Here is an 18,668-nt window from a genome sequence, read left to right as displayed (position 1 = left end):
ATCCGATTTTTGAATTTGCTCGATGCTTTAGATCGAATCAATCCTGGCAAGAAACTAGACTCTATTGAAGAAAGCTTACTAGACAAGATTGTTCAGTGCGCTAATTTAAAAGAGTCTGTACTGGTTGGTCATTTAATTTCGCTCGCGGAGCTCGGCTCTCAAGCCACATTACATGGTCGCTTGAAGAATCTGAGTGCGATGGGCTATATCAAGATGGCCTCAAATACCGATGGCCGTAAAAAAGAAGTGTTACCAACAAAGTTGGCAATCAAGCGCTATGAAGAAATCTCTAAATGCCTAGAAAAGGCGACTAAGACTGCTTAAGCTCCTTACTCGCTAATAAAAAAGCCCTTAGAACAAGGGCTTTTTTATTGTGTCGCAAAACAGATTACTGCCCTAGACATTAAACAAGAAGTTCAATACATCTCCATCCTTAACGACATATTCTTTACCTTCGGCGCGCATCTTGCCAGCCTCTTTAGCGCCGGCTTCACCCTTAAACTGAATGAAGTCATCGTAGGCAATAGTTTGTGCGCGAATAAAGCCTCGCTCAAAATCTGTATGAATAACGCCTGCTGCTTGTGGCGCAGTATCACCTTGATGAATAGTCCACGCGCGCACTTCTTTAACACCAGCAGTGAAGTAAGTTTGTAAACCAAGTAATGAGTAGCCCGCACGAATCACACGATCTAAGCCAGGCTCTTCCATACCTAAATCAGATAAGAACTCTGTTTTATCAGCGTCATCAAGATCGGCGATCTCAGCTTCAATTGCTGCACAAACAGCAACTACTGGAGCTTTTTCTTTGGCAGCGTGCTGCTTTACTGCATCAAGATGAGGATTATTTGTAAAACCATCTTCTTTTACGTTAGCAACGTACATTGCTGGTTTAGCAGTAATTAAACATAAGGGCTTAATCAGGAGAAGTTCATCTTCGCTCAAATTGAGGCTACGAACTGGCAGCACAGAATCCAAATGGGCTTGCACTTTAGTGAGAACAGCAACCAAAGCTGCTGCTTCTTTATCATTACCTGACTTCGCAGCCTTACTGGAGCGATTCAGTGTTTTCTCAACGGTTGCCAAATCAGATAAAGCTAGTTCAGTATCGATCACGCCAATATCGGCGATGGGATCAATCTTGCCAGCAACGTGAATCACATTCGGATCATCGAAGCAACGGACCACATGGGTAATAGCGTCGGTTTCCCGAATATTGGCTAAAAATTGATTGCCCAGACCTTCACCCTTGGAGGCACCAGCAACCAAGCCGGCAATATCGACAAACTCCACGGCAGCAGGCAGGATGCGCTCAGGCGTCACAATCTGCGCTAAGGCAGCTAGACGATGGTCAGGAACCTCAACCACGCCTACATTGGGCTCAATCGTGCAGAAAGGGTAGTTTTCCGCTGCGATCCCAGCCTTGGTAAGCGCGTTAAAGAGGGTAGATTTGCCGACATTAGGCAGGCCGACGATGCCACATTTCAAAGACATAGGCGTATTGTAAAGGGGCGCGATTCGATATCATCGAGTTATGTCAGAAGTTCACCTAAGCACCCCACCCAAAACCCCTGCGCAATCCGCCAAAATTCGCTCCACAGACGTGGTCGTTGTTGGTGGAGGCATTGCTGGCAAGGCTTGCGCGCTTGGTTTAGCGCAGTTAGGCCTTAATACCATGGAGATTGCCCCCGATCTGGGTCAGACGGTACCGACCGCAGAAGGACTGCAATGGGGTCAACGAATCTACGCCTTTTCTCCAAGCACCCAAAAACTATTGGCCCATTTACAAATTTGGGATGCGCTTGACCACAGCCGAATGCAGTCAGTTCGGGATATGCGGATTTATGGTGACCGGGGTGAAAAAAATGATCAACTTCATCTTTCCGCATTTGAAGCAGGCGTCCCTCAATTGGCCTGGATTGGTGAATCGAATTTAATTGAGCACACACTCGATCAAGCTTCTCGCTTTCAAAATAAGTTGGAGCGTATTACCGATGCCATTGAGAAGATCGAGGTTGATGCAAATGGCGGTACGCTGCATCTAAAAAATGGTGGCGCCATTCGAGCACAACTCATTATTGCTGCTGATGGAGCAAATTCACCCATTCGATCCGAACTTGGTATTGCGGCGAGCGAAGAGAGTTACTCACAAAGCGCTGTAGTCGCTAACTGGACTTGCACATACCCACATCTTGAAACGGCGTTTCAATGGTTCTTGCCTGGCGGCGATATTGTGGCGATGTTGCCTTTACCTGGCAAGCAAGTATCAATGGTGTGGTCTACATCAGCTGAACATGCTGCAGATTTATTAAAACTGAATCAAGCCCAATGGCAAGATCGATTTGCCTCGATTGCGAATGGCGCCATTGGAAAACAATTGGGTGAGCTCACTCTCAACTCGACCCCGGCGGCATTTCCATTACGAAAGATTCAGGCGAAACGTTTTATTGGCCCTGAATCAACACCGAAAGTTGTCCTCATTGGCGACGCAGCCCATGTCATGCACCCTTTGGCTGGGCAAGGATTGAACTTGGGCTTACGCGATGTTGCCGTACTACTCAATATCCTTGGTAAACGTGAATCCTTCCGCTCACCAGGTGATACGGTCTTACTGCGTCGCTACGAGCGTCAACGCCAAGGTGATACTAGTGCACTTTTGTGGGTCACCGACAAACTCAAGAAATTATTTTCTGCTAGCAGCAATACAGAACGACAACTTCGTAACTGGGGGCTTGGACTAGTTAACAAAAGCCACTTTATTAAACAACGCCTGATTGAGCGCGCCTTAGGGGACATTGATTTTGAATAAATTACTATCTGCAGTAGTTCTTATCTACATTACCCTTCTCTTCCCTAGCCTTGCTAATGCGCAAGCTGAGCAGCAGATTAAAGCGGAGATCCAAAAAAGGCTCGGGCCAAATGTAAAAGTAAAAAGCGTATCAGCAGCGCCAGTCACAGGTTTGTATGAAGTGTTGGTTGGTAATGAAATTTTTTATACAGATGTCTCTGGAAAATATTTAATTCAAGGGGAGATTATTGAATTAGCGAGCGGTAAAAATATTACCGAGCAAAGGCAAACTGATTTAAATCGCATTAAGTGGACCGACTTAAACCAAGCCAATGCTATTAAGACGGTGCGCGGTAATGGCAGCCGTCAGCTAGCGGTATTTTCAGATCCTAATTGCGGCTACTGTAAGCGCTTAGAAAAATCTCTACAGCAATTGGATAACGTCACTGTTTATACCTACCTCATCCCTATTTTGGGCGCTGACTCACTACAAAAATCAAAACAAATTTTGTGCTCTGCAGATCCCTATAAGGCCTATATCGACTGGATGATTAACGGGACCGCTCCCAGTGGAAAAACTGATTGCAACACTCCACTGGATAAGAACACTGCGTTTGCAAAAACCTACGGCATCACTGGTACACCTACTCTTTTCTTCACCGATGGTAGTCGCTTCCCTGGCGCGGTTCAGATTACTGATATTGAAAAGAAATTTAGCACCTTGAAATAAATATCATGAATACAGCAGATCTACCAGCAATTCAATATACCGTATGGCCTGCAGACCTTCATGGCCATCGCTATCGGGTGAAATTACATATTGCAAAGCCAAATCCTGAGGGGCAAGTATTGCAGATGCCGGCATGGATTCCGGGAAGCTATTTGATTCGTGACTTTAGTAAACAAATCGAATCGATTGAGGCATATTCCGTTGATGCTAAGAAGAAACTTTCCTTAGAGAGAATTGATAACGATCATTGGCGCTTACCAAAAGTTAATGGCGCTGTTGAGATAGTGACAACGGTATACGCCTTTGATTCCTCTGTGCGCGCTGCCTATCTCGATACAGAGCGTGGTTTCTTCAACGCAAGCAGCTTATGTCTTGCTGTGAAAGATCAAGAAAATTTACCTTGCTTGCTTGCGATTGCAGCACCAGAGAGTAGCTTTACAGATCATTGGTCAGTACAAACTGGTTTAAGAGTAGCAAAAACAGATAGTCGTGGATTTGGTTTCTATCTTGCACAAAATTATGATGATCTACTTGATCAACCAGTTGCCATGGGCGAGTTTCAGATCATTCGCTGGAAATCTAATGGTGTTCCACATAGCATGGCTATTCAAGGATGTGTTAATCCGGTTGATACAAAACGCCTTACACAAGATTTACAAGCAATTTGTACTTCCACTATTAATCTCTTTGAGCCGAGAACCAAACGCGCTCCTTTTGTAAACTACCTCTTCCTAGTAAATACAATGCTCAATGGCTATGGTGGACTTGAGCATCGTAACAGCACAGTACTAGTATCTCGTCGGGATCAGATTCCGCAACAAGATATGCCGCTAGATGAATCTGCATATCGCGAGTTCTTGGGCTTGTGTAGTCACGAATATTTTCATGCGTGGTTAGTAAAGCGGATTCAGCCAAAAGCATTCCAACCTTATGCCCTCAATAAACGTAATCACACTCATTTACTCTGGCTATTCGAAGGCTTTACGAGTTATTACGATGATCTTCAGCTGTTCCGAAGCAAACGCATCGATCTCAAAACATATCTAGGCCTCATCTCCACGAATTGGAATGGCATCCTGCGTGGGCCAGGAAGAAATAAGCAAAGCCTAGCGGATAGCTCATTTGATGCCTGGACCAAGTATTACCAAGCAGATGAAAATACCCCGAATGCAGTAGTGAGCTACTACGGTAAGGGCGCCTTACTGGCGCTAGGACTGGATCTACAAATTCGTGCATTCTCCAAAAATCAGAAATCCTTAGATGACCTTATGCGCCTGATCTGGCAAAAGCACGGTGTCACGCTGGATGGTATTGCCGAGGATGGACTAGATGATTTAATTTCTGAATTACTCGGATCTGGTTTTTCCAAAACTTGGAATGAAATCAAATCACGTTATATTTTTGGCACTGAGGATATCCCCATTCAAAAATGGATTACCTCTAAATTGGTTTCGGTTAAACCAAAATCTCAATCTAAATTGGAAAAGATTAAGCTCCAGCTTGGTATGCGCCATACCGATAGCAATGGCTGGTTAAAGGTAACCCACGTCTTAGATGGGGGCGCGGCTCAATTAGCAGGCCTTGCACCTGGCGACCTTCTTGCTAGTATCAATGGTCAACGCCTTACTAGTGCTCGCCTAGATAAGATTCTTGCTAGCCTTGCGGAGGAGCAAAGTATTCACTTTTGCTTCTATCGCGATGATTTAGGGCATGAGCGGATAGCAAGCTTGCATGCTAGTCAATTGCCGATGCAATTTGAGCTCATTGCTAATAACGCAAACCTGTAATACAGATACATTCTTTCGCTAGATGCCCGCCTTCTCTAAAGACGACATTCCAAAAGATTGGCAAGCTTTACTGGGCAACTATTTTGACTCAAGCGATTGGATCAATTTAACGAGTAATTTACAAGCAGCTCTTGATGTTGATCCTACAATGATCCGACCAGAGCCAAGTCAGTTCTTTAGGGCGCTCAAGCTAACCCCCGTTGACTCAGTGAGGGTCGTAATACTCGGTCAAGACCCTTATCACACTCCAGGTCTTGCTCAGGGCTTAGCATTTTCAATTCCAGAAAACATCCCTACCAACTCGCGCGCATTTCCTAGCTCACTACGCAACATTAGCAAAGCACTTGCTCTGGAAGGGTTTGGTCGGTTGCCTAATGGTGATTTATACGCTTGGGCCAAACAAGGAGTGCTACTTCTCAATACAGCACTGAGCGTCAGATTAGGTGAGGCAGGTAGTCATAGCAATTTGGGTTGGAAAAGTTTGATTGATCGACTGATTTCGGGTCTAGCTTTGCAAAGACCCCATTTGGTTTGGATGCTCTGGGGTGGCTACGCACAATCTAAGCTAGCCTTCATTGAATCGGGTACCGATCAACTAATTCTGCAATCCTCACATCCATCCGGTTTAGGTGTTTATAAAACCGATAAGCCTTTTTTAGAGCCTGGAGCAAAAGCCAGTTGTGGTCATTTCACTAAAGCGAATGCATGGTTAAAACAGCATGGCAAGGAAGGGGTGATTTGGGTGAGTGCCGCACCCCAGACAGCCCTATTTAGCTAAAGCTGTAAAAATACAGCCTGCTAGGCAAGAGGCAAAAATGGCACCCAGCCACTCAAGCATCTGCCCAGACTGAAAGAACCCTAAGTATTGCCCAAGACAGGAGCTAGCAAGGGCGGCTATAAAGCCCAGAAATGCTGCTAGTAGAAGCCTTATCGGCCCTGGGCCATTAGATTTGCCAGGATAAAAAATCCAGGCAGAAGCCCCAGAAATAGCCCCAATCACTAGAAAAGCTAAAAACCCCATTGATACCCCCATTAATGCTGTCATCAAATCTATAATCACCATCATTATGAAGTTGTTGACACTCGGCATCAATCATCACACAGCGCCGGTCGCCATTCGGGAAAAGGTCGCCTTTGCCCCAGAATTTCTTCAAGAAGCGTTGCATGATCTACGCCAACATTTACTTGGTGCGAATCAGGCTGGCCTGCCCGAGGCTACGATTTTATCAACCTGTAACCGCACCGAGGTGTACTGTGCGGCAAATGATGCTAGCGCTGCTGGCCTTTTGCATGAAGCGACTTTTGATTGGCTCGCTAAAACACAACAACTAGCGCCAAGTAGCCTCCAGCCCCATATCTATTCCTTGCCTCAATCTGATGCTGTGCGACACGCCTTCAGAGTTGCCTGCGGCTTAGATTCGATGGTGATTGGGGAAACCCAAATTTTGGGGCAAATGAAAGATGCGGTTCGCACTGCAAATGATGCGGGTGTTTTAGGAACCTATCTGAACCAACTCTTTCAGAAAACATTTGCTGTTGCCAAAGAAGTGCGTGGCTCTACTGAGATTGGCGCACATTCAATTTCAATGGCTGCTGCATCGGTTCGTCTTACAGAGCGTATCTTTGAAAAGATTTCTGATCAGCGGGTTTTATTTATTGGCGCTGGTGACATGATTAGTTTATGCGCTACGCACTTTGTTGCCCGTAAACCTAAAAATGTGGTGATTGCCAACCGTACCATTGAACGCGGTCAAGAATTAGCAGATGCTATTTCTGCGCAAGATATACAAGCCGAGTCTCTCAAACTCTCAGAGCTTCCCGGCCGCCTGCATGAATTCGACATCATTGTTTCTAGTACCGCCTCATCCCTACCCATCATCGGCCTAGGCATGGTCGAGAGCGCCATCAAACAGCGCCGCCATAAGCCAATGGTGATGATTGATCTTGCAGTTCCCCGCGATTTTGAGCCAGAGATTTCAAGACTAGCTGACGTATACCTTTATACGGTAGATGATCTTGGTGTCATGATTCAGACTGGCGTTAATTTACGCCAAGCTGCAGTCAGTCAGGCTGAGGCGATTATTGAAGATCGTGTTGGCAATTTTATGCATTGGATGCATGGACGAGATTCTGTTCCCATCATTCAGGATATTCAATTACAAGGTGAGCGCTTAAGACAGTTGGAATTAGAGCGTGCCATGAAACGCTTAGGGCGTGGTGATGACCCCCAAGAGATTCTGAATGCGATGGCTCAAGGTCTAACGAATAAATTCTTGCATGGCTCTCTGCATGCATTGCAACACTCTAACGGCGCTGAGCGTGACGCGCTAATTAAACTCTTACCCAAACTATTCGCTACACACACTAAGCCAGAAGACCATTAGATGAAGCCCAGCATGCGGGCTAAGCTAGAACATCTAGACACGCGCTTAGCCGAACTCAATTCCCTCTTAACTTCCGAAGAAGCAACCAAAGATATGGATGCCTATAGGAAGCTCACGCGCGAACATTCTGATATCGCTACTGTTGTTGAACAATTTGGTCTTTATAAGCAGGCTGAAGAAGATGCCCAAGCTGCCGAAGAGATGCGCAAGGATCCCGATATGAAGGATTTTGCCGACGAGGAACAAAAGCAGGCCCTAGCGACCATGGAAGAGCTTGCAGGGACACTGCAAAAACTCTTACTACCAAAAGATGAGAACGATGAACGTAACGTCTTCCTAGAAATTAGGGCGGGTACTGGCGGCGATGAAAGTGCGCTCTTTGCGGGCGACTTATTACGGATGTATACCCGTTTTGCTGAACGTCAGAGCTGGAAAGTAGAGGTTGTGAACGCAGCTGAATCGGATTTAGGGGGTTATAAAGAGGTTGTCCTGCGTCTTGTAGGGCAATCCGTTTACTCTCGCCTGAAGTTTGAATCTGGCGGTCACCGCGTGCAACGCGTGCCTCAGACAGAAACACAAGGACGTATTCATACTTCAGCCTGTACTGTAGCGGTGATGCCAGAGGCCGATGAATTACAAGCGGTCAAAATTAATCCTGCTGAATTACGAATCGATACTTTCCGCGCCTCTGGTGCTGGTGGTCAACATATTAATAAGACTGACTCTGCAGTCCGCATTACCCATTTACCCACTGGCACCGTTGTCGAATGTCAAGATGATCGTAGCCAGCACCGCAATCGCGAACAAGCAATGAAAGTACTCGTCTCACGAATTATGGATGCCCGTGAACGTGAGAAACATCAACTCGAAGCGCAAACTAGAAAATCGCTGATAGGCTCAGGCGATCGTAGTGATCGTATTCGTACCTATAACTTTCCGCAGGGACGAATTACCGATCACCGTATTAACCTGACGCTCTATAAGATCGATGCCATGATGGATGGTGACATTGATGATCTGTGCAATGCACTAGCCTCTGAACATCAAGCTGAGTTACTAGCCGCCTTAGGCGATAGCTAATATAAATCATGGGTCAAGATTTGAGTCTGCGCTCTTTATTGAGTGCTACATTACTTCCCCCCAATGAAGCTCGAATCCTTCTGGCTCATTTACTAGATAAGCACTACCAGCTTTCTCGCTCTGCGCTACTAGCACACGATGACATGGAGCTCAATGCCCAAGCGTTTGAGGACTGGAAATTCATTGAGTCAAAAAGGCTCGAAGGTGAGCCGATCGCCTACCTCATCGGCAAAAGAGGATTTCACAATATTGAATTAAAAGTTGCGCCTGGCGTTTTGATACCCCGCCCCGAAACTGAGCTGTTAGTTGATATTGGTCTTTGTGAAATTAAGCGAATTGCAAAAGAAACAGGGGCAGCCAAAGTTCTCGATCTCGGAACGGGGTCTGGAGCCATTGCACTGGCAATTGCACATGAAGCCCCAAGTGCAATAGTTACCGCAACAGATCTATCCTCTGAGGCCCTTGCAATTGCCATGGCTAACGCCAAACGTTTAGGCTTAGATTCTCGTGTGCAGTTTACGCAGGGTAACTGGTACGATGCTTTGAATGATAAGACCTTGTTTGACATTATCTTAAGTAATCCACCTTATATAGCAAACCAGGATATCCATCTCACTCAAGGTGATCTACGATTTGAGCCCATTTCAGCGCTCACTGATCATGCTAGCGGGTTGACTTGTCTGGAAATTATTATTTCTCAAGCAAGTAAATACTTAAAACCAGGTGGTTTAATTGCAGTCGAGCATGGTTTTGATCAATCAGAGGCAGTAGAAAAATTAATGTCTGATTCTAAATTTTTTGATATTAATAAAGGCTTAGATCTAGCTGGAAAATCTAGGACCGTAACAGCAAGAAAAGTGCATTCATAAGCCATGAGTATCAATAAGCGAGATTTACTGAAAAAGGGTGTTATGCATTTGAGGGAGGGATTGCTGGATGATGCAGAGAAAAGCTTTTTAAAAATTCTCTCTCAGGATCCGCATGACTTTTATGGACTTCAAAATCTTGGCTTAACTTATGCCCACTCTGGAAAGCTTCTAGAAGCCAAACGATTACTCCTGAAAGCATCATCTATAAATTCAAATGAAGCTGAACCGCACTACAATCTCGGACTCATTTACTCACTAGAAAAGAATTTTTTAGAGGCCATAGAGGAATACAAAAAAGCTCTTAGGGTGAACCCAAAACATATAGAGGCCCTTACCAATCTTAGCGACCTCTTTAATCAACTTGGGCGCCATGAAGAAGCGCTGATGGTATCCAATTCTGCAATTAATCTGCACTCGAGCTATGCAGAGACTTGGGTAAATCAAGCAAAAGCTTTAAATCAACTGGACAGAAAGCTTGAGGCTCTTGATGCCTTGAAAAAAACAGTTGAGATCCAGCCTTCTCATGCTGATGGACTCTTGCTGCTAGCGGATGCGCTCGACGAACAAGGCTCACATGAAGAGGCCTTGCAAACCTATGATTTATTGCTTAAATACTATCCCAACAATCATGTTGCATTTTGCAATAAAGGAACCGTACTTCATAATCTAAAAAAATATGAAGATGCTTTAAGGTCTTACGATAATGCCCTCTCTCTTCAGCCAAGCCATCTTGAGTCACTATCGAACAAAGGTAATACCTTAAATGAAATGAAACGCTACCAGGAAGCGTTATTTGCTTATGATGCAGCTCTCACAATATTTCCAGATTATCCTGAGGCTCTTAAAAATAAGGGTAATACCCTGATTGAGCTTAAAAGATATCAAGATGCCTTAGGTATCTATGAGCGCCTTCATAAGATGCAACCTGGAATGAAAAATATTAAGGCTCTAATCATGCACCTCAAAATGCATTTATGCGATTGGAGTAATTTTGAATTCCACTATGAACAATTATGGCGAGCCTGCACAGCAGGGAAAGATGTATGCTCACCCTTCATTTCATTTAGTATTTTTGATAGCGCAAATCAACAAAAAATAATTGCTGAAAGATGGGTGCAAAGCAAACAAGCATTATTTAAAAATGAATTTATTACATCAAATAAATCTGATGAGAAAATTCGAATTGGATACTACTCGCCTGACTTTAAGAATCACCCAGTTTCATTTCTTATGGCTGAATTAATTCAATTGCACGATCGCAAACGCTTCGAGGTGATTGGATTTTCCTTTGGTGCCGACAATAATAATCCAATGCATGATCGGCTTTGTAGCGCCTTTGATCAATTCATCAACGTGCAAGATAAATCTGAAATAGAGATCGCTCTTCTCTCAAGAGAAATGGGGATCGATATTGGAATTGATTTATGTGGTCATACTCATGAAAATCGCAGCGGTATTTTTTCTCACCGTGCCGCACCAGTTCAGGTAAGCTACCTTGGTCACCCAGGGACTATGGGAGCTCATTACATTGATTACATCATTGCAGACCCCATTCTTATTCCAATGTCTAATGCCTCGCATTACACTGAAAAATTAATTCATCTTCCTCACTCTTTTCAAATTAATGATCGTAAAAGAGCAATTGCAACGGATCAACTAAATAAAAAAGACTTTGGATTACCGGAGAGCGGCATGATTTATTGCTGCTTCAATAATAATTTCAAAATTACGCCGAATGTTTTTCACTCCTGGATGAAAATCCTTGCAGACGTAGATAACAGCGTCCTGTGGCTACTCAAGGACACACCTGCTGTAGTTGAAAACCTAAGTAAGGAGTGCGTAAAAGCCGGTGTTGATCCTGCACGGATTATTTTTGCAGAAAGAATTTCAACAGAACTTTATCTTGCGAGATATAGACTCGCAGATCTCTTTTTAGATACCTGTCCTTTTAACGGTGGTGCAACTGCAAGTGATGCCTTATGGGCTGGCTTGCCAATCATTACTAAATTAGGGGATGCCTATGCAGGCAGAATGGCCGCAAGCCTATTGCAATCTATAGGCTTGCCAGAGCTAGTAACCAATTCAGAAAAGGAATATGTCGAACTTGCTCAAGCCCTTGGACGAGAGCCATCTAGATTAGCAAGTATTAAAACAAAACTCGCTCATAATAAATTCAGCACCCCCCTGTTTAATACACCTTTAAATGTTCAATACATCGAGGCAGCTTTTGAAAAAACGATGGAACGTTATTTGAATAATCAAACTCCTGATCACATTACAATTAACCCTTAATTTTCTTTAACTCCGGTACCTCTATTCAATACAGAAAATGAAGTACTGAGGTATCATTTATTCATTACTTTTAAAGGATTTATATGGATACTCAAGCTCAAATCAAAGAAATCGTTACTGGCCATCCTGTTGTTTTATTCATGAAGGGAACTGCACAGTTTCCTCAGTGCGGATTTTCTGGCAATGCTATCAATATTTTGCGTGCAAGCGGTGTCGAAACACTCCACACCGTTAACGTCTTAGAAGATGCTGGAATTCGTCAAGGCGTAAAAGAATATGCCAATTGGCCAACCATTCCTCAGCTCTACATTAATGGTGAGTTCATCGGCGGCTCAGACATCATTTCTGAAATGTTTGAGTCTGGTGAACTCCAAAAACTCATTAAAGCTTAATTCATTAGTGTTAGTGCTGTGACTTTTGATCTAAGCTCGCTTCTCCTATTTGGCCTGCCATTGATCTCGTGTGCAGGCCTTTTAGTTTACGCACTGAATTTACGCTCTGCATTATCACGGACTGAGCAACAATCCCAAACCGAGGTAGCGCTTGTAATGAATCTTCGCACTGAGCGAGATCAGGCACTTCAGAGCGCCATACGTCTTGAGGCAGCGTTAGATTCTGAGCGCAAACAAGGTCTTGGAAGAATCGAGTCTCTCAATGAAGCTAAAGAGGCTTTAACAAATCAGTTTAAGAATTTAGCGAATGAGATTTTGGAAGATAAATCGAAGCGCTTTACTGAGCAAAATGCTGCTAGCTTAGATGCACTGCTTAAGCCGCTGCAAACTAAACTCACCGAGTTTAAAGAACAAGTCAGCACTTCTTATGGCAATGAAGCACGTGAACGCTTTGCCCTCAAAAGTGAGATCGAGCGCTTGGCCAATCTTAATCTTCGGATGTCTGATGAAACCCGATCTTTGACTCAGGCTCTCAAAGGTGATTCCAAAGTTCAGGGTAATTGGGGGGAATTGGTTTTAGAGTCCATTCTAGAATCTTCTGGGCTGCGTAAGGGCGAAGAGTATTTGGTCCAAGATAGTCATACCCAATCGGATGGTTCGCGTCTACAACCCGACGTTGTGATCAAGCTGCCCGAAGGCAGAAGCCTAGTAGTAGATAGCAAAGTATCGATTACTGCTTATGCAAGACATGCCCAAACAACCGATCCAGCCAAAGCAGAACAAGAGCTGGCAGCCCATATCCAATCGCTTCGCCATCATATACAAGGCTTATCTGGAAAGAACTACAGCTCCTTATATGGCGTTGGCTCTGTTGATTTTGTTTTGATGTTTGTGCCAATTGAGCCAGCATTCTTATTGGCGCTGAAGACCGCGCCTAATCTATATCAAGAAGCGTTGGCTAAAAATATCGTGTTAGTTTGCCCAAGTACATTGATGGCCACCCTAAGAACTGTTGCTCATCTTTGGAGACAGGATCAGCAAAATCGCAATGCCCTTGAGATCGCCAAACAGTGTGGCAATCTCTATGACAAGTTTGTAGGATTTGTAGAGGACCTAGAAAAACTAGGGCAACGTTTAGATCAAGCGCAAACCAGTTATCACGATGCTTTTAATAAATTGAAATCTGGCAAAGGCAATCTCATTCGCTCTGCCGAAAAAGTTCGTGAGCTTGGAATCAAGCCTAGCAAAAATTTATCTACGCCATTGATCGAATCTTCCACAGATGCTGAATAAATTAGCATCAATAAAAAACCCCGCCTAGTTCACACCAAGCGGGGTCTTATTTAAAACGCGTTTCTGAAATTAGATCTACTAATTAAGCAGACTTACGCGTACGTGATGCAGGTGCAGCAGATTTTTTAACTTGAGCAATTTGACCTCGAATAGCTTCGATCGCTTGATCGGCAGTTTTTTCTGCGGTCACAAAAGCTTCTTTGCTAGCAGAGCGGAACTGCTCAAACCCTTGTAATGCACTACCGTATGTAGTCTTTAAAGATGAGATAAACGCCTCTGAGCCAGCTGGTGCATTAGCAGTAACAGTATTGATCCAATCCTGAAAGCCATCTTGTAACTGGTCAATGCTTGCATCAACTACGTTAGCAAACTCTAAATTGCCATCACGCAATACTTTGCTTACTTTCTTTTGGTACGCTGCAGCTTGGCTACCAGCAGCTTGCAATGCGTCAGCACTCAAAAGCTCAGTAACTTGTTTTGGGTCTTTAGCTGTTAAAACTTGCTGAATGCCATCTTGAGCATTTACCAAAGCATCTTTTGAAGCAGCGTAATTTAACTCAGCTAATTTCTGAGCATTTTCTAAGGCAGCTTCGCTCAAAGAAAATGTAACCTGAAGGCTTTTGCTGTTAATTTGGGACAATTGAGCGGTGATTTGATCTTGGTTCATGTATTTCTCCATAATTTAAGTGGTACAACTAATTCATTAAGTGCGGGATTGAGAGATTGAAAGGTTTCAAACGCCCTAAATATTGCACTGCACCATAAAACTGTAACTGAATAAATATGACAAATCAAGAACTTTTTGCTGCTCTGCAACATATATATTTAAAAACAAACTAAATTGAATAAAATCAGTAACTTAGAAAAAAATAAAGAGGCTCATTCCTATCGAAAAGTGGCTTTTGCTGCCTGCTTTGGGACCTTTTTAGAGTGGTATGACTTTTTAACTTTTGCCACTTTGGCAGTTGTTTTCGGCCCCCTATTCTTCCCCTCCAGCGATCCAGGCACAAGCTTATTGGCTAGCCTGGCGACTTTTGGGGTGGGGATGGTAGTGCGCCCTATCGGTTCAGCCATATTTGGCTCTATGGGGGACCATATTGGCCGTAAGCCCGTCTTTATGATCACGATTGCCATTATGGGGCTAGCCACTGTCTGCGTTGGCTTCTTACCTACCTATGCCGAAATAGGTATTTGGGCGCCCATTCTCCTAGTTACCTTACGTCTACTCCAAGGCTTATCAGCGGGGGGAGAGATTGGGGGAAGCGCCGTATTCCTAGCTGAGCATGCTGGTGATGGATACAGAGGCTTTAAAACCAGCTTTTTACAACTGATGGGCCCACTAGGAATTCTGTTTTCTACCCTTCAGATTGCATTGCTTAGAAGTTACCTAAGCCCAGAGGAATTTATCTCGTGGGGTTGGAGAGTGCCATTTTGGATCTCACTTCCACTGTTGATACTCGCATTTGTTATCCGTAAATCTTTAAAAGAAACACCAGCATTCATTGAGCTATCAAAACAAAACCAAAAAGTAGAGTCACAGCTCATTAATAACTTTAAGAGCGCAGAAATTCGTAAAAGAATGTTTTTGTTATTTTTCTGCGTCTCATCCAGTGGAGCTATCTTATTTTTCTGTGTGCAAGTATATACAGCCATTTTTTTAAAAACCACCGTCAATCTCTCCCCAGAAATCGTCGATCAACTATGCATTTACTCGACGATTGCTCTTTTGCCCTTAACTGTTTTTGCAGGGTGGTTATCTGACAAGATTGGTCGAAAACCGGTAGTCACTGGCGGGCTAATATTAGGCGCCCTGTTAATGCATAGTGCTTTTGATCAATTACAGAGTCTGGGAAATTCCTATCTAGCAAATAACAGCCTCATTACGCTACTATTCATTGAGGGTGTTCTAGTCAGCCTCTCTTTGATATTGGCTTTGGTGGTCGGACCACAAACAGCTTTACTCGCAGAGCTATTCCCAGCAAGAAATAGAAATAGTGCGGCAACCTTACCGCACAATCTTGCAGCAGGGTGGATTGGAGGGCTACTCCCGCTAATAGTTACCTGGCTAAATCAGCAACTAGGAAATAGTCTTGCGGGATTATGGTATCCAGTCATTTTTCTCAGTATTGCCGCCATTCTTGCTATCTACTTATTGCCTGAAACAGCCCATAAAAATCTCAATCAATAGATGCTAATATTCTCATCATGAAAGCTCCAGAAAATATTCATGTCATTGAAGATGTCGTCTCGAAAGAGGTACAGGATGAGCTTGAGAAAAAATTACTCAGTAACCAGTTTCCGCTTTATCTCAATACAAAATCAGTCTATGTAGATGATCAAACAGGCTTTTGGGACAAAAATACTAAAGAATCTGTCAGGCTCAATCACTGTTTTGTGACTGAAGGAAAGTTAGCATCAAATGAATGGGGTCTTATTGAATCTCTGGCGCTAGCCATCGTCAATAAAATTGGCATCCCACCAAAAATGTCCAGCTGTAAGCTAAATGTTAATTTTCCTGTAGTCGAGTTTTCAGAGAAAAATTACTATCCCCCTCATTTCGATACAACTGATAAGGGGATTGTTGCAATTTATTACGTCAATGACTCTGATGGAGATACGCTTTTTATGACCAATGAAAAAGTAGATGAGCAATACCCCGTCATTTATTCATTTACCCCTAAAAAAGGAACGTTGGTTTACTTTCCTGAGAGCCAGCTCCACGCCAACAAGCCGCCTCGGGCAACCCCAGCAAGATGTGTCATCAACTTTAATTTCTTGCAGGGCTTCTAAATAGTAAATATCACAATTGCTTAATGCTATCCGATATACGGCCGGCAATTGCTTGTTTATAGCGAGTCCACCAATCAATACAATTAGCTTGCAGTTTTATGATCTCAGCAGGATTGGTGCTCAGTGTGCTTTTCATTTGCACAAGATAAAAGGGTAATTGCTCCCAAGAATCAATTATTGGAAAAGGTACGGGGCCGATTGCAGCTAGGGCATCTTCTGAAACCAGGAAGTCATGTTTTAAAGAAATAGGGATCGCTCCAACCTCTAATGCATCGTAAAGACGAATCGTTTCAGGCGAATTACCGGCAGGGCATGGCGCAAAAATACTGTCCTCCAAAATTGCGGAATATAGACCTACGTTATAACCATCAGCAAAACCATTCGAGGGCATAACAAATAAATTCTCACCACACAAAGCGGCAGCTTTTGCGAAGCTCGCACGCTCACCCTGATAAGAGGCTGCATTATTAATCCAGCCCAAGAATGCTGCTATTGCTTGTCGTTGATCTGCCTGCTTCAGGGCAGTAGCAGAGCGTGGTCCCACTCCGGTTCTAAAACCATTAGGGGCCCAAAGTACTTTTGGCGAGCCAGCAACTGTAGATACGATGTGGGAAAAGTAATAATTTCTGATCACTAAATCACAGGCCGAATACAGTGCACTATTTTTGTCTGCTCGCTCATCACCCATATGAAACAGAACCACTTTATTGCCAGCAGTTTTGAGCGCCTGAATTAATCCAGAATTAATTTCACCAAGCTCCAAATAGACTACTGTAGAGTTTCTGATTTTTTCCGGATCAAAGCCTGGGTTGTAAGGTGCGCCCCCTAATAGGTCATTCTGAATAAACCACGTCTCGAGAGCGGCGTTTAAGGTATCAGGTGTAGCAACTATTTGTAATGAAGTCATACTCATTAGCCGCTATGGTATTGAATGATGGAATCTTTGCTTTGATAGTAAGCAGTCATCTCATCAAAGAACGGTGGTGGATCTGAATAGTCATGCCACACCTTGATTGGGCCAAAGAAACTGCGATGCCAAATAGGTCTAAAGTTCCAATTTAAGGGCAGGATAAAAGGATTGAAACCCGTATTTTCAATGGCCAATGCAAATGAGCCCTGATCGTTTGCAGGCATTGTATAAACCCCCCGCTCTCCAACTCCAAGAATAGAGGAATCTACCGAATTAGCTAATTTTTTCCACTCTTCAAAAACAACAGCTGACTTCTTGGTAAAGAAGATAACGCCTGTGTTGTACTCAATTTCATCACCCTTAAATAGATTTGGGTAACGACGACCCCATGGGGCCTCACATATGGATAGGGCTAAGCCAAACTGTTTGGCTTTTTCAAACCCAAAACTGAGATCACCCATAACAACTGTATCCAGATCTAAGAACAGGGTTTCGTCGAAAGGCGATAGATCCATCATGGCAGCTTTTTTATTTAAGCTACTTGGATCTCCGCTAGGTGCATCTACCTTAATAATTTCATGAGGTAAATCTGGATGATGCTTTTTTACTGAATTTTTGAGTCGGTCAATGGGTAGCTTTGTTTCATCACCCCAGTAGATTGAAATAATTCCTCTAGACATTTTTAACCTAAATTAGTCAACAATAAAATAAAAAGCTGGCATATTTTCAAAGCCATCCTTTGAGATGATTTGGTAGTCGCGGTTCATGCCAACAAAAAACTCATCGACCGCCTGTTTTACGCCTACCCAACCGATATCATCGCCACAAATTACTCCACCCTTACTTACTTTGGGATACCAAGCATTAAGATCTTTTTTAATGCCTTCATAGGTATGATCACCATCAATGTAAACAAGCCCGAATGAGCCATCTTTAAATTGGTCAGCAGCAGCCCAAGATTTTTCGCGTATTAATTTTGCACGGCCCTCAAATTTCAATAAATTAGATGAAACCACATTAAATAATCGATTCATTGCATTTTGTGGCACCATCTCACCAAATAACCTTTGAACATCTTGGCAAAAAATATCATTTGGGTCGTAGCCAGCTTCATATGGATCCACCCCAACATAGTTAATTCCAGGTAAAACGGTACACATAAAATCAGCGTGATAACCATAAGCAACGCCAATTTCTAGGATGGTTTTTGCGTCAACCATTTCCGCAAGGTGAGGAACAATGCCATATGAACCAAACCAGGAACAGGTTTGTTTATTATCTTCAATTAACTTTTTGTCAGCTTCTAGCATCTCTAACCCCTTGAAAAAGGCTTCTAATATTAAATAATTCCATAGT

General features: G+C 43.5%; 18 protein-coding genes. 13 read left to right on the top strand and 5 right to left on the bottom strand.

Going from position 1 to position 18,668, the window contains the following annotated elements:
• The first annotated feature begins 9 nt into the window (after window positions 1-9).
• Window positions 10-324, top strand: coding sequence for a hypothetical protein (locus CBI31_RS07285; RefSeq protein ID WP_240553788.1), 315 nt, complete (start codon window positions 10-12; stop codon window positions 322-324).
• 72 nt (window positions 325-396) lie between these two features.
• On the opposite strand, the gene ychF is transcribed toward CBI31_RS07285, so the two are convergent.
• Entirely contained in the window at window positions 397-1,491 is a 1,095-nt protein-coding gene (gene ychF, locus CBI31_RS07280) for a redox-regulated ATPase YchF (protein WP_088525700.1), read from the bottom strand.
• Between the two features lie 40 nt (window positions 1,492-1,531).
• On the opposite strand from ychF, the gene CBI31_RS07275 reads away from it, so the two are divergent.
• The 10 genes from CBI31_RS07275 to CBI31_RS07225 all read left to right on the top strand — a co-directional run bounded on the left by CBI31_RS07275 (window position 1,532) and on the right by CBI31_RS07225 (window position 13,612).
• On the top strand, window positions 1,532-2,806 hold the full coding sequence (locus tag CBI31_RS07275) for an FAD-dependent monooxygenase (RefSeq protein WP_088525699.1): 1,275 nt from the start codon (window positions 1,532-1,534) through the stop codon (window positions 2,804-2,806).
• Complete coding sequence (locus CBI31_RS07270; protein WP_088525890.1) at window positions 2,799-3,515, top strand: DsbC family protein; 717 nt, start codon at window positions 2,799-2,801, stop codon at window positions 3,513-3,515. The genes CBI31_RS07275 and CBI31_RS07270 overlap by 8 nt, the downstream gene beginning before the upstream one ends.
• A 5-nt stretch (window positions 3,516-3,520) precedes the next feature.
• On the top strand, window positions 3,521-5,302 hold the full coding sequence (locus tag CBI31_RS07265; protein ID WP_088525698.1) for a M61 family metallopeptidase: 1,782 nt from the start codon (window positions 3,521-3,523) through the stop codon (window positions 5,300-5,302).
• 22 nt (window positions 5,303-5,324) lie between these two features.
• A complete protein-coding gene (locus CBI31_RS07260) occupies window positions 5,325-6,080 on the top strand; it encodes a uracil-DNA glycosylase (RefSeq protein WP_088525697.1) in 756 nt (251 codons plus the stop codon).
• Between the two features lie 289 nt (window positions 6,081-6,369).
• Window positions 6,370-7,686 carry a glutamyl-tRNA reductase gene (gene hemA / locus CBI31_RS07250; protein WP_088525696.1) on the top strand — a complete coding sequence of 439 codons (1,317 nt, stop codon included), beginning with the start codon at window positions 6,370-6,372 and terminating at the stop codon, window positions 7,684-7,686.
• On the top strand, window positions 7,687-8,766 hold the full coding sequence (gene prfA, locus CBI31_RS07245) for a peptide chain release factor 1 (RefSeq protein WP_088525695.1): 1,080 nt from the start codon (window positions 7,687-7,689) through the stop codon (window positions 8,764-8,766).
• Window positions 8,767-8,774: 8 nt separating this feature from the next.
• Window positions 8,775-9,635: a peptide chain release factor N(5)-glutamine methyltransferase gene (gene prmC, locus CBI31_RS07240; protein ID WP_088525694.1), complete on the top strand. Its 861-nt coding sequence runs from the start codon at window positions 8,775-8,777 to the stop codon at window positions 9,633-9,635.
• 3 nt (window positions 9,636-9,638) lie between these two features.
• Window positions 9,639-11,927: a tetratricopeptide repeat protein gene (locus CBI31_RS07235; RefSeq protein ID WP_088525693.1), complete on the top strand. Its 2,289-nt coding sequence runs from the start codon at window positions 9,639-9,641 to the stop codon at window positions 11,925-11,927.
• Window positions 11,928-12,010: 83 nt separating this feature from the next.
• Window positions 12,011-12,319 (top strand): Grx4 family monothiol glutaredoxin, encoded by a 309-nt coding sequence (gene grxD, locus CBI31_RS07230; protein ID WP_088525692.1) that lies wholly within the window; start codon window positions 12,011-12,013, stop codon window positions 12,317-12,319.
• Window positions 12,320-12,475: 156 nt separating this feature from the next.
• Window positions 12,476-13,612, top strand: a complete 1,137-nt coding sequence (locus tag CBI31_RS07225) for a DNA recombination protein RmuC (protein WP_240553786.1) — start codon at window positions 12,476-12,478, stop codon at window positions 13,610-13,612.
• 82 nt (window positions 13,613-13,694) lie between these two features.
• Here CBI31_RS07225 and CBI31_RS07220 read toward each other — a convergent pair whose 3' ends face one another.
• Window positions 13,695-14,279 (bottom strand): phasin family protein, encoded by a 585-nt coding sequence (locus CBI31_RS07220; protein ID WP_161491193.1) that lies wholly within the window; start codon window positions 14,277-14,279, stop codon window positions 13,695-13,697.
• Between the two features lie 174 nt (window positions 14,280-14,453).
• Between CBI31_RS07220 and CBI31_RS07215 the strand changes: the two genes are divergently transcribed.
• Both CBI31_RS07215 and CBI31_RS07210 read left to right on the top strand, forming a co-directional pair.
• Window positions 14,454-15,800 (top strand): MFS transporter, encoded by a 1,347-nt coding sequence (locus CBI31_RS07215; protein ID WP_088525689.1) that lies wholly within the window; start codon window positions 14,454-14,456, stop codon window positions 15,798-15,800.
• 17 nt (window positions 15,801-15,817) lie between these two features.
• Window positions 15,818-16,402 (top strand): 2OG-Fe(II) oxygenase, encoded by a 585-nt coding sequence (locus CBI31_RS07210; RefSeq protein ID WP_088525688.1) that lies wholly within the window; start codon window positions 15,818-15,820, stop codon window positions 16,400-16,402.
• A 10-nt stretch (window positions 16,403-16,412) separates the two neighbouring features.
• On the opposite strand, the gene CBI31_RS07205 is transcribed toward CBI31_RS07210, so the two are convergent.
• Genes CBI31_RS07205 through CBI31_RS07195 form a run of 3 tightly spaced genes read right to left on the bottom strand, consistent with a single transcriptional unit; the run spans window position 16,413 to window position 18,622 of the window.
• The gene (locus CBI31_RS07205; protein WP_133062490.1) at window positions 16,413-17,309 is read right to left on the bottom strand and encodes a glycosyltransferase family 47 protein; all 897 of its coding nucleotides are present in this window, start codon (window positions 17,307-17,309) and stop codon (window positions 16,413-16,415) included.
• A gap of 5 nt (window positions 17,310-17,314) precedes the next feature.
• Window positions 17,315-17,992, bottom strand: coding sequence for a hypothetical protein (locus tag CBI31_RS07200; RefSeq protein ID WP_088525686.1), 678 nt, complete (start codon window positions 17,990-17,992; stop codon window positions 17,315-17,317).
• Window positions 17,993-18,004: 12 nt separating this feature from the next.
• Window positions 18,005-18,622, bottom strand: a complete 618-nt coding sequence (locus tag CBI31_RS07195) for a class I SAM-dependent methyltransferase (RefSeq protein WP_112218913.1) — start codon at window positions 18,620-18,622, stop codon at window positions 18,005-18,007.
• Window positions 18,623-18,668: the final 46 nt, after the last annotated feature.

The sequence above is a fragment of the Polynucleobacter campilacus genome (assembly GCF_002206625.1).
GTDB lineage: Bacteria > Pseudomonadota > Gammaproteobacteria > Burkholderiales > Burkholderiaceae > Polynucleobacter > Polynucleobacter campilacus.
The sequence above is the reverse complement of the archived record's forward strand: the minus strand, read 5'-3'. Positions and strand labels throughout refer to the sequence as shown.